Here is a 12855-nt window from a genome sequence, read left to right on the forward strand (position 1 = left end):
AAGGGAATAAATCCCCGCGCCCATGGGCGAATCAGCAAGGCAGAGATGGACAAGAAAGTTCTAGAAAACACCCGAAACATCGGGTTCATCGCACACATAGACGCCGGCAAGACGACTGTCACCGAGCGTGTGCTCTACTTCGCCGGTCGAATCTACAAGATCGGCGGCGTTGACGAAGGCACGACCGCGATGGACTGGATGGCGCAGGAGCGGGAGCGAGGCATCACCATAACCTCGGCCGCCACGACCTGCACGTGGAAACAGTACACAATCAATATTATAGATACCCCAGGTCACGTGGACTTCACCGCCGAAGTTGAACGAAGCCTCCGCATACTTGACGGAGGCGTCGTCGTTTTTGACGCAGTCGCTGGCGTACAGCCGCAGTCAGAGACCGTTTGGCGGCAGGCAGACCGTTACAACGTCCCCCGCATCTGCTTCATCAACAAGATGGACAGGGTGGGGGCGAACTTTTTCAGGGCGACCGCAACGCCAACCCGGTCGCCATCCAGATACCGATCGGCGAGGAAGACGACTTCCGCGGCGTGATCGACCTGGTGGAGGAGAGGGCCATCTTCTACGAAGAGGAAGGCCCAACAGTCCCGCGTGAGGGCCCGGTGCCCGAGGAGATGATCGAGGAGTTCAGGAACTACCGCAACGTGCTGGTGGAGAAGGTCGCCGAGACCGACGAAGAACTCATCATTAAGTACCTCGAAGACGAGGAGATAAGCACGGAGGAGATCAAGCGCGCGCTCAGGCAAGCGACGCTTGAATACAAGCTGGTGCCCGTTATGTGCGGCACCGCGCTCCGACACCGCGGTATTCAGCCCCTCCTCGACGCAATCGGCGACTACCTCCCATCCCCCCTCGACGTTCCCCCCACTGAAGGCAAAGACTACTCCACCGGCGAGCCAGTCAAACGCTACCCCCAGGACCCCGAAACTCCATTTGCTGCGCTGGCATTCAAGACGGTGTCCGATCCATACATCGGTCGCCTCGTGTACTTCCGGGCATACTCCGGAAGCGCTGCCAGCGGGTCGATGGTGTTCAACGCCACCAAGGGCCGCAGGGAGCGGCTCGGACGCCTGGTGCAGATGCACGCAAACAGGCGCGAGGAGATCGAGGAGGTCACGGCAGGGCAGATAGTGGCTGCGGTCGGGCTGAAGACCACGACCACAGGCGACACAATCTGCGGAAGCCGGAACGACGCTGCGGTGCTGGAGACGATCACGTTCCCGGACCCGGTGGTATCAGTGGCCATCGAGCCGAGGTCGCGCGCCGACCAGGACAAGCTCTCTGACTCGCTCGTCTACATGTCGGACGAAGACCCCACCTTCAGGGTGGCGTACGACGATGAGACCGGACAGACGATCATCTCGGGAATGGGTGAGCTCCACCTCGACATCATCGTCGACCGCATCAGGCGCGAGTACAACGTAGAAGCAAACGTCGGACGCCCACGGGTCGCCTACCGCGAGACGGTAACGGGCAACGCCCGTGCGGAGGGCCGGTTCGTCCGGCAGACCGGCGGCCACGGCCAGTTCGGCCACGTATGGATGGATATCGAGCCGCTGGAACGCGGTGGCGGTATCCAGTTCGAAAGCAAGATAACCGGCGGCCGCATACCGACCGAGTTCATACCCGCAGTCGAAGAGGGCGCTCGCGAGGCGCTCGCGTCAGGGCCGCTGTCCGGATTCCCCGTCGTGGACGCGAAGCTGACGCTTATCGACGGGAGCTACCACGAAGTGGACTCGTCGAAGATCAGCTTCCTGATCGCTGGCTCCATGGCGGCCAAGTCACTGCTAACCAGGGGCAAGCCCACACTGCTGGAACCCGTTATGAATCTCGAAGTGGTCACCCCGGGAGAGTTCCTGGGTGACGTGCTCGGAGACCTGGGACGGCGCAGGGGGCAGATCAGAAATATAGAGGGCGTCGGTGACGTCCAGTCGGTGCGGGCCGAGATACCTCTCGCTGAGAGCTTCGGCTACGCAAACGCGATCAGGTCTCTGACACAGGGCCGCGCAAGCTACACGATGGAGTTCGACAACTACGTCGAGGTCCCCAAAGAGTTGGTAGAGATCGCATAATCCGCGGACGCGGACGCGACGACATATGAGGAGAGGGAGCTCCATCGACATCCTACTCCCCGGCCTCAAAGGGAAAGAAGATGGTAACCGACAGCAGGCAGAAGATCAGAATCATCCTGAAGGCGTTCGACCACAGGATCCTTGACCAGTCCGCGGGGCAGATCGTCGAGACGGCAGAGAGAACGGGCGCACGCGTGTCCGGGCCGGTGCCGCTGCCGACCTCCATCAAGCGGTTCTGCGTAATCAGGTCCCCGCACATCGACAAGGACTCGCGGGAACACTTCGAGATACGCACACACAACCGGCTGATAGACATCCTGGAGCCGACCTCGAAGACGATCGACCAGCTTACGCGGTTGAACGTCCCGGCCGGCGTGGACATTCAGATCAAGCTTTAGGGGCAACTTTGACCGATTTGCAGGGACGGCGAAAATCGCTATAAACCCCCTCTCCCTCGGGGTGAGGGTGAAAAGGGCATAGCCCATTCTACTCCGGGCACTGGCCACACCCCTCTGGATTCCGGCCTTCGCCGGAATGACGATTGGAAAAGAACAAAATGTCCATTCATGGAATGATAGGCAAGAAGATAGGGACGACCCAGGTGTTCCGCGACGGCGGCAGGTCGGACGCGGTTACCGTCATTCAGGTCGGCCCATGCACAGTCACCCAAATCAAGACCGAGGAGACGGACGGCTACGTCGGCGTCCAGCTCGGTTACGAAGAGGTGAAGAGGCTCAGCAGGCCCAGGGCCGGACATCTCAGTAGCGTGGACAAGAACTTCCGCATTCTCCGCGAGTTCGGCATTGACGACGTCTCGGAGGTCGAGCTCGGCCAGGAGATCGACGTCAGCATGTTCGAGGCCGGTGAGCTGATAGATGCCACAGCCCGTGCGAAGGGCCGGGGATTCCAGGGCGGCGTGAAGCGATACAACTTCCGCGGCGGCCCGAAGACCCACGGCCAGTCCGACAGGCACCGCGCTCCCGGTTCGATCGGGGCCGGCAGCACGCCGGGCAAGGTGCTCAAGGGCCTCAGAATGGCCGGGCACATGGGTAACAACCGTGTCACTGTCCGCAAACTTGAGGTCGTGGATTCCGACCCGGACCGCAACCTGCTGTTCGTCAAGGGCGCAGTACCCGGTGCGAGAAACTCGCTGGTGCTTATCAAGAAGTCCGGCACACGCAAGCGCAAGCTGAAGAGATAGAAGAAATCCCCTCATCCAGTCCTTCTCTCACCAGGGGAGAAGGGACAAGAGGAAAGACTGAAGTGGAACTAGAAGTCAAAAACCTAGCGGGCGAAGTGACCGGCACGATCACTGTCCGGGACGATGTATTCGGTGCAAAGGTCAACCCCGCGCTGATCCACCAGGTGATGGTCGGTCAGCTCGCGAACCGAAGGCAGGGCACGGTCAAGACCAAGACCCGCGCCGAGGTCGCCGGGGGCGGCGCAAAGCCGAGGCCGCAGAAGCACACCGGCAGGGCCAGGGCGGGCTCCATCCGCTCTCCCATCTGGAGAGGCGGTGGAGTGACCTTCGGCCCGCGTCCCAGGAGCTACAGGCACAACACGCCAAGGCAGATGCGCAGGGGCGCGCTGCTGAGCACGCTCTCAGGCAAGGCTCAGGACGGCACCCTGGTGGTGATCGAGGACTTCAACCTCTCCGAGGAGAAGACCAAGGTGGTCTCACAGGCGCTCAGCAATCTCGGTGTCAGCCCCTCAGTGCTGCTCGTCGCAGACGGCGCCAGCCAGGAAGCCCTGCGGGCGGCACGAAACATAGAACGACTGAACATGAAGCCGAGCCGCACCATCAGCGCGATCGACATGCTGAGCAACCGCACGGTCGTCATGACCGTCGAGGCGGTGCGCAACGCCGAGGCTACCTTCGGTGGCAGGTTCGAACGCAAGCCTTCTGCAAACGGCGGCGCAGACGCAAACGGCGTCGAGGCCGAAGCCGAGATGGCAGGGGTGGAGGAGTAGACCATGGACCTGCACCCATTCGAGATAATCCGGCGGCCGGTCGTCACTGAGAAAAGCACTCTTCTCCAGGACGATGACCGCTACACGTTCGAGGTCGCGAAGTCGGCCACGAAGCACCAGATCAAAGAGGCGGTGGAAGAGGCGTTCAACGTGAGCGTGGTAAAGGTAAACACCATGAACGTCCGGGGCAGGCGCAGGCGCATGGGCCCCAGGTTCTCCACGTCCAGGAGCTGGAAGAAGGCAGTGGTCCAGCTGGCTCCAGGCAACACGATAACCATCTTCGAGGGTGTGTAAATTCAAAGCCCCCTCTGGATCCCGGCCTTCGCCGGAATGACGAAGATACAAAATAGTCTTCAGCAAGAAAACGGAATCGGACAAGGAAAGAAAAGATGCCTCTGAGAGTCCAGAAGCCTATGACCCCAGGCCAGCGAGGCCAGGTGCGTCAGACCACAGAAGACATCACAACGTCGCAGCCCAGGAAGTCGCTGCTCAAGCCGCTGAAGAAGCGGGCAGGCAGGAACAACAAGGGCCGCATTACGGTCAGACACCGCGGCGGCGGACACAAGCGCCGCTACAGGGTCATCGACTTCAAGCGCAACAAGACCGGTGTGCCCGGCAAGGTTGAGTCCATCGAGTACGATCCGAACCGCTCTTCCCGAATCGCGCTCATCAAGTACGTGGACGGCGACTGGCGGTACATCCTGGCCCCCAACGGGCTGCAGGTCGGCGACCCGATCGAAGCCGGTGAGCAGGCCGAGATCAGGATCGGCAACGCACTGCCCCTCAGGGCGATCCCATCCGGTACGCAGGTCCACAACGTGGAGCTGCACGTCGGCAAGGGCGGCCAGATAGTCAGGGGAGCCGGGACCAGCGCGCAGGTGCTGGCCAAGGAGGGAAGATACACCCTTCTGAGGCTGCCGTCCGGCGAGATGCGCAACGTGCTGAGCGACTGCATGGCTACGGTCGGGCAGCTCAGCGCGCTCGACCACAAGAACACCAAGCTCGGAAAAGCCGGACGCAAGCGGCACCTTGGCCGCCGTCCGGAGGTGCGCGGCGTGGTGATGTCTCCGAGAGACCATCCCCACGGAGGCGGCGAGGGACGCTCGCCGATCGGCATGCCCGGGCCGAAGACGCCCTGGGGCAAGCCCGCGCTGGGTTACAGGACCCGTAGAAACAAGCGGACGGACAAGTTCATAGTTCGCCGCAGGTACCAGAGATAACGGAAACGGCCTCCTCTCCCTTGACGGGAGAGGATTGAGGTGAGGGTGAAAGTACACGGAACGATTTCCCCCTCATCCTAGCCTTCTCCCACCAGGGGAGAAAGGATTTTAGGAAAAGAAAATGTCACGGTCAGTAAAGAAGGGGCCCTACGTACACGAGAAGCTGGCGAAGAAGGTCGACCAGGCCAGAAACAGCCAGGCGAGACAGGTGATACGCACCTGGTCGAGGGCTTCGACCATCATGCCCGACATGCTCGGCCTGACCATAGCTGTACACGATGGCAGACGGCACGTGCCGGTGTTCATCACCGAGAACATGGTCGGCCACAAGCTGGGCGAATTCGCCCCGACCCGGACCTTCAGGGGACACTCCTCGAAGTCCGAGCGCGCATCTGCAATCAGATAGGTGTACGACCATGCCCATTAGCGCAACAGCCAAGAACACAGGGGTTTCAGTAAAGAAGCTGATGCCAATTCTGGACCTCGTTCGAGGAAAGAACGTGCAGGATGCCATGGACACCCTGGAGTTCCTTCCCTCGCCGGCCGCAGCCCTCGTGGCGCGTGTGGTGAAGTCCGCCGCGTCGAACGCCGAGGAAGAGATATTCGCGCGGCCAGCCGACCTGACAATAACAAGGATTTACGCGAACGAAGGCCCGAGACTCAAAAGGTTCCGAGCAAGGGCCAGGGGCCGCGCCACGAGAATAATAAAGCGCAGCAGCCACGTAACGGTGGTAGTGGACGAAAACGAGGAGCTCTAGTTTGGGCCAGAAAACTCACCCGATAGGATTCCGACTGGGAATCGTCAAGGACTGGCAGGCACGGTGGTTCGCCGGGAAACAGGAGGCGTACCGCAATCTTGTGTTCGAAGACCTCCAGATACGCGGCAGGATAGCCGACAGCTATCCGGACGCCGGCATCTCTCGGGTTGAGATAGAACGAAGCAATAACGACGTCACCGTGACGATCCACACCGCAAGGCCTGGAATCGTGATTGGACGCGGCGGACAGCGCGTTGAGGAACTCCGCAAGGACCTCGAAGGCATCATCAGACGCCGGGCCAGGCTCAACGTGCAGGAGATCCGCCAGCCTGAGCTGGACGCCTTCCTGGTTGCCAGGAACGTGGCAGACCAGCTCGAGCGCAGAATCGCGTTCCGGCGCGCCATCAGGCAGACGCTCGGACGCACGATGCAGGCCGGAGCCGAGGGCATCAAGATCATCTGCGCAGGCAGACTCGGCGGAGCCGACATTGCGAGGTCCGAGAAGGCGATGGAGGGGCGAGTGCCGCTCCACACGCTGAGAGCGGACATAGACTACGGACTGGCAGAGGCGGCGACGGACTTCGGACGCATCGGCGTGAAGGTGTGGATCTACAAGGGAGACATCCTCCCTGAGTCCGCTCCTGAGCCCGAGATCGAGGAGGAGATCTCCCCGATCGAGGTCACGCTGTCCGCTAACCCCGAGCCAGAGCCAGTGGTGCAGGCAGTGCCACCCGTGGCGGCCGCGCCGGCTGCACCCGCAGCGCCTGTGGCCCCCGTCGCACCAGCCGCTCCCGCAGCGCCTGCTCCTGCTCCTGCTCCCGAGAGTCAGCCTGCACAGGCCGCGCAGCCGGCACCCCCTCAGCCAGCCGCTGAGACACCGCCGGCAGCACCGGCGCCAGGGACACAGCCGTCCGTGACCCCAGAAACAACACAGGAGGGCGAGGGCAATGCTCCAACCCAACAGAGTTAAGTTCCGCAACATGCACCGGGGACGGCGCAAGGGTCTGTCGGTCGCCGGAAGCCAGATCAACTTCGGAGAGTACGGCCTGAAGGCGACTGAGTCTGCCTGGGTCACCTCCCGTCAGATCGAGGCCGCCAGACGAGCAATGACTCGCTATGCCCGCCGTGGCGGGAAGCTGTGGATACGCATCTTCCCGGACAAGAGCGTCACCGCCCGCGCCGCTGAGACCCGCATGGGCAGCGGTAAGGGGGCCGTCGATCACTGGGTAGCAGTGGTCAAGCCCGGCAGGGTGATGTTCGAGATCGCGGGCGTGCCCGAAGAGACCGCCAAAGAGGCCCTCCGGCTGGCTTCGTCGAAGCTGCCGATGGCCACGAAGATCGTCACCAGGCAGGCGGTGTAATAAGAGAACGAGACGACAGGAGTGAGGAGCGAGAAGGAATCTTGCCCCCTCTCCCTTGATGGGTGAGGGCTGACGTGAGGGTGAAAATGCCCCGCTTTCAGGCCCCTCTTCTGGGTTCCGGCCTGTGCCGGAACGACGGTGAAGGTAGAAAATGGCGATAGACGATGTAAGGGCAATGTCCGCCGAAGATCTCGCAACAGAGTTGTACGAGACGCGGCGAGAGCTCATGAACCTACGGTTCAGGGCCGCGACCATGCAGCTCGCCAACGTGAACGAAATAGGCAAGGCCAAGAAGCGCGTCGCACAGATCCTCACGGTGATGCGAGAGCGCGAACTGGGCATAGCCACATAGACAATTGGGGGCCTGGATTGGGGGAAAACGCCATTCCTGATTCCCAATTAGAGGACGCAAACATGAGTTTCGAAAGAAAAAAAGTCCGGGTGGGCAAAGTCGTGAGCGACAAGATGGACAAGACCGTCGTCGTCGTTTACCAGTGGAGCCAGCCACACCCCATCTACAAGAAGGCTGTCAGGCGCCAGACGAAGTTCTACGCGCATGACCCCGAAAACCAGTGCAGCCTTGGCGACACGGTACGCATCGTGGAGTCGCGGCCATACTCCAAGTCCAAGCGCTGGAAGGTCGCGGAGATCCTGTCGAGCATAGAGATCGCCGAAGTTCAGCCTGAAGAGATCGAAGTGGACGAGGACGTCCTGTCGGCGGCCGCAACGTCCGCCGCGCAGATGGAGAGCAGCACAGAGGCCGAACCGGTTAGCGAGTAGAGGCAGGTTTGAAACCTGCCCCTACAGCGCAAGCTGGCGGACAGGCTATCGAAGCGAGACAGCAGACATGATCCAGATTTACACAAGGCTCAAGGTCGCAGACAACTCAGGGGCGAAGGTCATTAGCTGCATCGGTGTTCCCGGTGGCAGCGGCAGGCAGTACGCGCATGTCGGCGACGTGATCGTCGCGTCGGTCAAGGAGTCGGCCCCGGCCGCAGCCGTGCGAAAGGGCGAGGTCGTCAGGGCCGTCGTCGTGCGCACCAAGCATCCTTCACGACGCGTGGACGGCTCTCGAATCAAGTTCGACGACAACGCCGCGGTGATAATCAACGACGACCAGATGCCCAGAGGCACGCGCATCTTCGGCCCGGTCGCCCGCGAGCTCAGAGACAGGAACTTCATGCGTATAGTCTCCCTGGCTCCGGAGGTGCTCTAGTGCGACTCCAGGCCAACGACAACGTCCTTGTGACCAAGGGCCGGGACAGAGGCAAGCGTGGACGCATCACGAGGGTGCTGCCTGAAAAGGGCAGGGCCGTCGTCGAAGGCGTCAACGTGGTGCAGCGTCACCAGCAACCGACAGGCGCGTTCCGCTCCGGTGGAATCATCGAAAAGGAACTGTCCGTCGCCATCGCGAACCTGAAGTTCTTTTGTGAGCAGTGCGACTCTCCCGCCCGGATCGGCCGGAGATCTCTGCCGGACGGCACCAAGGTGAGAGTCTGTAAGAAGTGTGGTGAAGTGATCGAATGACGCAGGAACAGGCAGAACAGAACGGCGCACAGAGCCCACGTCCGCTACCCAGGTTGCTGCAGATGCTCCGCAACGATGTGGGCCCACAGATGATCCAGGACTTCGGCTACACCAGCACTATGCAGGTGCCGAAACTCGACAAGATCGTGCTGAACATCGGCATGGGAGAGGCGCTTACGAACGCTCGCGCAATGGAAGCAGCCACCGGGGACCTGACCGCAATCAGCGGCCAGAAGCCGCTGGTGACCAGGGCCAAGCGGTCGATAGCACAGTTCAAGATCCGCGACGGCATGCCAATCGGCCTGACCGTCACCCTGAGGGGATCGCGGATGTGGGAGTTCTACGACCGGCTCGTCAACTCGGCGCTGCCCAGGATTCGAGACTTCCAGGGCGTGTCCAGAAACTCGTTCGACGGCAGAGGGAACTACTCGCTGGGCCTTCGTGACCAGGTGATATTCCCGGAGATCGACTACAACGCGATCGACAGGCTCCGTGGTCTGCAGATCGTCATAGTCACAACCGCGCCCAACGACCAGGAAGGGCTGAGGCTGCTTGAGCTGCTCGGTATGCCGTTCGCGAGAACGCGCGACCCGATGGAACCGATGCTCGTGTAGCGGAGACGCCAGCCTCGTCATTCCGGCTAAGGCCGGAATCCAGATGGGGGAGTTGGGTAAGGAAGATACTTAGTAACTGAAATGAATCGGACAAAGACGGGAACCCCCGGTCAGGGTTAATCAGGAAACGACAGGTCTGACAGTATGGCGAAGAAGTCAAAGATCGCGAGCTGGAAGAAGCCACAGAAGTTCAAGGTCCGTGAGCACAACAGGTGCAACAACTGCGGAAGGCCGAAAGCCTATATCAGGCACTTCGGACTCTGCCGCATCTGCTTCAGGAACATGGCGCTTACGGGGCTTCTGCCCGGCGTGCGCAAGGCCAGCTGGTAAGGGAATAAAGAAATGGCAGTGACAGATCCGGTAGCGGATATGCTCACGCGCGTTCGTAACGCGGTGAACGCGCGGCACGAGTCGGTGAACATACCGGCCTCCAAGCTGAAGGTCGAACTGGCCAGGATCCTGGCCGAGGAGGGCTTCATCGAGGGCTACGACCTCGTTAAGACGAACACTCCGCAGGCCAACATCAGGGTCAAGCTCCACTACAGGAGCCGAAGCGAACCCGCGATAACCGGCCTGAAGCGTGTGAGCAAGCCGGGACTCCGTGTCTACGTCGGCAAGGGGGAGATCCCCAGGTACTACGGCGGACTCGGCGTGGCCGTTATGTCCACGTCCCAGGGCGTAATGACTGGACGCCAGGCGTGGCGCAGCGGTATCGGCGGCGAGCTTCTCTGCTACGTTTGGTAAACCCCGACAGGTCCTCTCTCCCTGGGGGAGAGGGCTAGGGTGAGAGTGAAAACCACGCTTGCCCACCCCTGTCAGGCCCCTTTGGGTGAGGGTGATACCCCCCAGAGGCAGTAATGGAAAAGGTAAGAAGATGTCCAGAATAGGTAAACTGGCGATTCCGGTGCCCCAGGGCGTGGATGTCCAGATCAGTGGACAGTCCGTGTCGGTCAAAGGTCCGCGCGGCGAGCTGAGCCAGGACTTTCACCCTGAGATGTCAATCGTGAGAGACAACGGCTCCGTCGTCGTGGACAGGCCAAGTGACTCAGGAGAGCACAAGGCGCTCCACGGCCTCACCCGCAGCCTCATCAACAACATGGTGGTCGGAGTGAGCGAGGGCTACCAGAAGACGCTCGACCTCGTCGGCGTAGGTTACCGCGTCGCCCAGAACGGTGATGGGATCACCCTCAGCGTAATGCTGAGCCACCAGGTGGACATTAACCCGCCGGAAGGCGTCACTCTCGAGGTCGAAGGAAACAACCGCATCCAGGTGCGGGGAATCGACAAGCAGGCCGTGGGTCAGCTGGCAGCCGAAATCAGAAAAGTGCGGCCGCCCAACGTGTACACCGGAAAGGGTATCCGGTACCGGGGCGAAGTAGTACATCTCAAGGCTGGCAAGAGCGCCCGGCGAGCGTAGGAGAGAGGATAGAGAAGGTCGCCTGTCTCTTATACCTCTTGTCTCATACTGAAGGGAAAAACAAGTTGCCACAGACAAAGATGCGCAATGCGCGCCGACAGATGCGCCACAAGCGTGTACGGAGAAAGATCACGGGCACAACGGACCGCCCGCGAATGGCTGTGTTCCGCAGTCTCAATCATATTTACGTCCAGGTGATAGACGACTCGCGCGGGCATACCGTCGCGGCGGCGTCCAGCCTGGAGCCTGTGGTGCGGGAGAAGGTCAACAACGGCACGCGAAAGTCGGCTGTCTCGGCAATGGTCGGGACGCTCATAGCCGAGCGCGCCACTGAACAGGGCGTCAAGGGCGTCGTCTTCGACCGCGGCGGATTCAAGTATCACGGCAGGACGAAGGCGCTTGCAGACGCAGCCCGTGAAGGGGGTCTGGTTTTCTAGATGACCACTAATTACCGATCTCAGCAGCAGAACCGGCCTGGGTTTCAGGACAGGTCCCGAAACCAGAACGATGACCCGGATGAGCAGCACCTCGTAGAGAGGGTCGTTCGCATATCCCGCGTCGCCAAAGTCGTAAAGGGCGGACGCCACCTGAGTTTCAACGCCGTTGTCGTCGTTGGAGACGAACAGGGAAGCGTTGGCATCGGCATGGGCAAGGCGGACGCCGTGCCCGACGCCGTGCGCAAGGGCGCAGTCAAGGCCCGAAGCAACATGATCGAGGTCCCGCTGAAGGGCTCGACGATCCCGCACGATATAGTCTCGAAGTTCGGCGGCTCGGTGGTCATGCTCAAGCCAGCCGCGCCAGGCACCGGCGTAATCGCCGGAGGCGCGGTCAGAGCGGTCGTCGAGCTCGCTGGCGTACGCGACATTCTCACGAAGTCGCGCCGCAGCAACAACCCTGTGAACGTCGTCAAAGCGACGTTCGAAGGTCTGAAGAAGATGAGGCTGCCCGAGGTCGAGATTGCCAAGCGCAGGCAGTTCGCCGAGGAAGTCAGGGAACGGCAGCGAGTCGCAGAGGCCCGCCAGGCCGAGGCTTCGGCTGCAGCCGCCGCAACCGCAGCCGAAGCGGCCACCGCAGCGGCAACAACTGAAGAAGCCTAGTTAAGCTCCCCCTCTCCCCCAGGGAGAGAGCTGGAGCCTGCCCCGTACCTGGTACGGGGGTGAGGGTGGAAACCCCCACACTCTGGGTTCCGGCCTTCGCCGGAACGACGAATGATAGGTCAGTAGAGAACAGTACCAATGGCCAAGATAGCAATTACATGGAAGAAGAGCTCGATAGGCTACGAAGCCTCCCAGAAGAGGGCGATCGAAGGCTTGGGCCTGAGGCGTCTGAACCAGACGGTGGTCCATGACGACTCGCCGTCGATCATGGGTGTAGTCCACAAGGTGCGACACCTCGTGACGGTGGCCCCGGTCGAAGACGGGGACGCGGAGTAACCGGATAAGGCTCCACACTTAAGAGGGCGACTGTTTCGATATGCAGCAACACATGATGCGCTCCCCCAAGGGAGCAAAGAAGAACCGGAAGCGCGTTGGACGCGGTGACGGGAGCGGAAACGGCACCTATTCGGGCCGCGGGCTCAAGGGACAGAAGTCCCGGGCCGGCAGCAGCTCGATGGTCAAGTTCCAGGGCGGACAGCTGTCCCTACTCAAGCGGCTCCCCAGCATCCGCGGATTCACCAACATCTTCAAGCAGGAGTACAGCGTGGTCAACGTCGACCAGCTGGCCCTCTTCCCCGACGGGAGCGAGGTGACTCCTGAAGCGATGGCCCAGGTCGGATTCGTCAAGAGCCTGAACAGCCCCGTCAAGGTGCTGGGCAGGGGCGACATCGACGTGGCAATCAGCGCTCGGCAAGGTCCAAGATCGAAGCTGCAGGCGGATCAGTCATGGTGACCGAGTAGCC

20 protein-coding genes and 2 pseudogenes are annotated in these 12855 nt (G+C 61.3%); all 22 read left to right on the forward strand.

Annotated features, from left to right (window positions below; all coding sequences use genetic code 11):
• Positions 1-45 precede the first annotated feature (45 nt).
• The 22 genes and pseudogenes from fusA to rplO all read left to right on the forward strand — a co-directional run bounded on the left by fusA (position 46) and on the right by rplO (position 12853).
• Positions 46-2087, forward strand: a pseudogene (gene fusA / locus J4G14_10770) (elongation factor G).
• 80 nt (positions 2088-2167) lie between these two features.
• A complete protein-coding gene (gene rpsJ / locus J4G14_10775; protein ID MCE2458281.1) occupies positions 2168-2485 on the forward strand; it encodes a 30S ribosomal protein S10 in 318 nt (105 codons plus the stop codon).
• Between the two features lie 158 nt (positions 2486-2643).
• Positions 2644-3288: a 50S ribosomal protein L3 gene (gene rplC, locus J4G14_10780; protein MCE2458282.1), complete on the forward strand. Its 645-nt coding sequence runs from the start codon at positions 2644-2646 to the stop codon at positions 3286-3288.
• 62 nt (positions 3289-3350) lie between these two features.
• On the forward strand, positions 3351-4058 hold the full coding sequence (rplD, locus tag J4G14_10785; GenBank protein MCE2458283.1) for a 50S ribosomal protein L4: 708 nt from the start codon (positions 3351-3353) through the stop codon (positions 4056-4058).
• A gap of 3 nt (positions 4059-4061) precedes the next feature.
• The gene (gene rplW / locus J4G14_10790; protein MCE2458284.1) at positions 4062-4352 is read left to right on the forward strand and encodes a 50S ribosomal protein L23; all 291 of its coding nucleotides are present in this window, start codon (positions 4062-4064) and stop codon (positions 4350-4352) included.
• Positions 4353-4447: 95 nt separating this feature from the next.
• Entirely contained in the window at positions 4448-5278 is an 831-nt protein-coding gene (gene rplB, locus J4G14_10795; GenBank protein MCE2458285.1) for a 50S ribosomal protein L2, read from the forward strand.
• A gap of 121 nt (positions 5279-5399) precedes the next feature.
• Positions 5400-5684: a 30S ribosomal protein S19 gene (gene rpsS / locus J4G14_10800; protein ID MCE2458286.1), complete on the forward strand. Its 285-nt coding sequence runs from the start codon at positions 5400-5402 to the stop codon at positions 5682-5684.
• A 10-nt stretch (positions 5685-5694) separates the two neighbouring features.
• Complete coding sequence (gene rplV, locus J4G14_10805) at positions 5695-6036, forward strand: 50S ribosomal protein L22 (protein ID MCE2458287.1); 342 nt, start codon at positions 5695-5697, stop codon at positions 6034-6036.
• Position 6037: 1 nt separating this feature from the next.
• Positions 6038-7006, forward strand: a complete 969-nt coding sequence (gene rpsC, locus J4G14_10810) for a 30S ribosomal protein S3 (GenBank protein MCE2458288.1) — start codon at positions 6038-6040, stop codon at positions 7004-7006.
• Entirely contained in the window at positions 6984-7397 is a 414-nt protein-coding gene (gene rplP, locus J4G14_10815; protein ID MCE2458289.1) for a 50S ribosomal protein L16, read from the forward strand. The genes rpsC and rplP overlap by 23 nt, the downstream gene beginning before the upstream one ends.
• A 151-nt stretch (positions 7398-7548) precedes the next feature.
• Complete coding sequence (gene rpmC / locus J4G14_10820; GenBank protein ID MCE2458290.1) at positions 7549-7749, forward strand: 50S ribosomal protein L29; 201 nt, start codon at positions 7549-7551, stop codon at positions 7747-7749.
• Positions 7750-7811: 62 nt separating this feature from the next.
• The gene (gene rpsQ, locus J4G14_10825; GenBank protein MCE2458291.1) at positions 7812-8177 is read left to right on the forward strand and encodes a 30S ribosomal protein S17; all 366 of its coding nucleotides are present in this window, start codon (positions 7812-7814) and stop codon (positions 8175-8177) included.
• A 67-nt stretch (positions 8178-8244) separates the two neighbouring features.
• Entirely contained in the window at positions 8245-8613 is a 369-nt protein-coding gene (gene rplN / locus J4G14_10830) for a 50S ribosomal protein L14 (protein ID MCE2458292.1), read from the forward strand.
• Positions 8613-8924, forward strand: coding sequence for a 50S ribosomal protein L24 (gene rplX / locus J4G14_10835; protein MCE2458293.1), 312 nt, complete (start codon positions 8613-8615; stop codon positions 8922-8924). Before rplN ends, rplX begins: the two co-directional genes overlap by 1 nt.
• Positions 8921-9538: a 50S ribosomal protein L5 gene (gene rplE / locus J4G14_10840; GenBank protein MCE2458294.1), complete on the forward strand. Its 618-nt coding sequence runs from the start codon at positions 8921-8923 to the stop codon at positions 9536-9538. The genes rplX and rplE overlap by 4 nt, the downstream gene beginning before the upstream one ends.
• Before the next feature lie 144 nt (positions 9539-9682).
• The gene (locus tag J4G14_10845) at positions 9683-9868 is read left to right on the forward strand and encodes a type Z 30S ribosomal protein S14 (protein ID MCE2458295.1); all 186 of its coding nucleotides are present in this window, start codon (positions 9683-9685) and stop codon (positions 9866-9868) included.
• A gap of 12 nt (positions 9869-9880) precedes the next feature.
• A complete protein-coding gene (gene rpsH / locus J4G14_10850) occupies positions 9881-10282 on the forward strand; it encodes a 30S ribosomal protein S8 (protein MCE2458296.1) in 402 nt (133 codons plus the stop codon).
• 130 nt (positions 10283-10412) lie between these two features.
• Positions 10413-10955, forward strand: a complete 543-nt coding sequence (gene rplF, locus J4G14_10855) for a 50S ribosomal protein L6 (protein MCE2458297.1) — start codon at positions 10413-10415, stop codon at positions 10953-10955.
• 80 nt (positions 10956-11035) lie between these two features.
• Positions 11036-11392, forward strand: coding sequence for a 50S ribosomal protein L18 (gene rplR / locus J4G14_10860; GenBank protein MCE2458298.1), 357 nt, complete (start codon positions 11036-11038; stop codon positions 11390-11392).
• Positions 11393-12052, forward strand: a complete 660-nt coding sequence (gene rpsE / locus J4G14_10865) for a 30S ribosomal protein S5 (GenBank protein MCE2458299.1) — start codon at positions 11393-11395, stop codon at positions 12050-12052.
• Between the two features lie 138 nt (positions 12053-12190).
• Entirely contained in the window at positions 12191-12388 is a 198-nt protein-coding gene (rpmD, locus tag J4G14_10870; GenBank protein ID MCE2458300.1) for a 50S ribosomal protein L30, read from the forward strand.
• A 40-nt stretch (positions 12389-12428) separates the two neighbouring features.
• A pseudogene (gene rplO, locus J4G14_10875) lies at positions 12429-12853 on the forward strand (50S ribosomal protein L15).
• Positions 12854-12855 lie beyond the last annotated feature (2 nt).

It is taken from the genome of Dehalococcoidia bacterium (assembly GCA_021295915.1).
Classification (GTDB): Bacteria; Chloroflexota; Dehalococcoidia; order Lucifugimonadales; family UBA1123; genus VXRN01.

What these genes read in the sequence shown, in the direction of transcription:
- rpsS (MCE2458286.1), top strand. Translation starts at nt 5,400, where the DNA reads ATGTCACGGTCAGTAAAGAAGGGGCCCTACGTACACGAGAAGCTGGCG.
- J4G14_10845 (MCE2458295.1), top strand. Translation starts at nt 9,683, where the DNA reads ATGGCGAAGAAGTCAAAGATCGCGAGCTGGAAGAAGCCACAGAAGTTC.
- rplB (MCE2458285.1), top strand. Translation starts at nt 4,448, where the DNA reads ATGCCTCTGAGAGTCCAGAAGCCTATGACCCCAGGCCAGCGAGGCCAG.
- rplC (MCE2458282.1), top strand. Translation starts at nt 2,644, where the DNA reads ATGTCCATTCATGGAATGATAGGCAAGAAGATAGGGACGACCCAGGTG.
- rpmD (MCE2458300.1), top strand. Translation starts at nt 12,191, where the DNA reads ATGGCCAAGATAGCAATTACATGGAAGAAGAGCTCGATAGGCTACGAA.
- rplE (MCE2458294.1), top strand. Translation starts at nt 8,921, where the DNA reads ATGACGCAGGAACAGGCAGAACAGAACGGCGCACAGAGCCCACGTCCG.
- rpsJ (MCE2458281.1), top strand. Translation starts at nt 2,168, where the DNA reads ATGGTAACCGACAGCAGGCAGAAGATCAGAATCATCCTGAAGGCGTTC.
- rpsE (MCE2458299.1), top strand. Translation starts at nt 11,393, where the DNA reads ATGACCACTAATTACCGATCTCAGCAGCAGAACCGGCCTGGGTTTCAG.
- rplF (MCE2458297.1), top strand. Translation starts at nt 10,413, where the DNA reads ATGTCCAGAATAGGTAAACTGGCGATTCCGGTGCCCCAGGGCGTGGAT.
- rplW (MCE2458284.1), top strand. Translation starts at nt 4,062, where the DNA reads ATGGACCTGCACCCATTCGAGATAATCCGGCGGCCGGTCGTCACTGAG.
- rplP (MCE2458289.1), top strand. Translation starts at nt 6,984, where the DNA reads ATGCTCCAACCCAACAGAGTTAAGTTCCGCAACATGCACCGGGGACGG.
- rplR (MCE2458298.1), top strand. Translation starts at nt 11,036, where the DNA reads ATGCGCAATGCGCGCCGACAGATGCGCCACAAGCGTGTACGGAGAAAG.
- rplN (MCE2458292.1), top strand. Translation starts at nt 8,245, where the DNA reads ATGATCCAGATTTACACAAGGCTCAAGGTCGCAGACAACTCAGGGGCG.
- rpsQ (MCE2458291.1), top strand. Translation starts at nt 7,812, where the DNA reads ATGAGTTTCGAAAGAAAAAAAGTCCGGGTGGGCAAAGTCGTGAGCGAC.
- rpmC (MCE2458290.1), top strand. Translation starts at nt 7,549, where the DNA reads ATGGCGATAGACGATGTAAGGGCAATGTCCGCCGAAGATCTCGCAACA.
- rpsH (MCE2458296.1), top strand. Translation starts at nt 9,881, where the DNA reads ATGGCAGTGACAGATCCGGTAGCGGATATGCTCACGCGCGTTCGTAAC.
- rplV (MCE2458287.1), top strand. Translation starts at nt 5,695, where the DNA reads ATGCCCATTAGCGCAACAGCCAAGAACACAGGGGTTTCAGTAAAGAAG.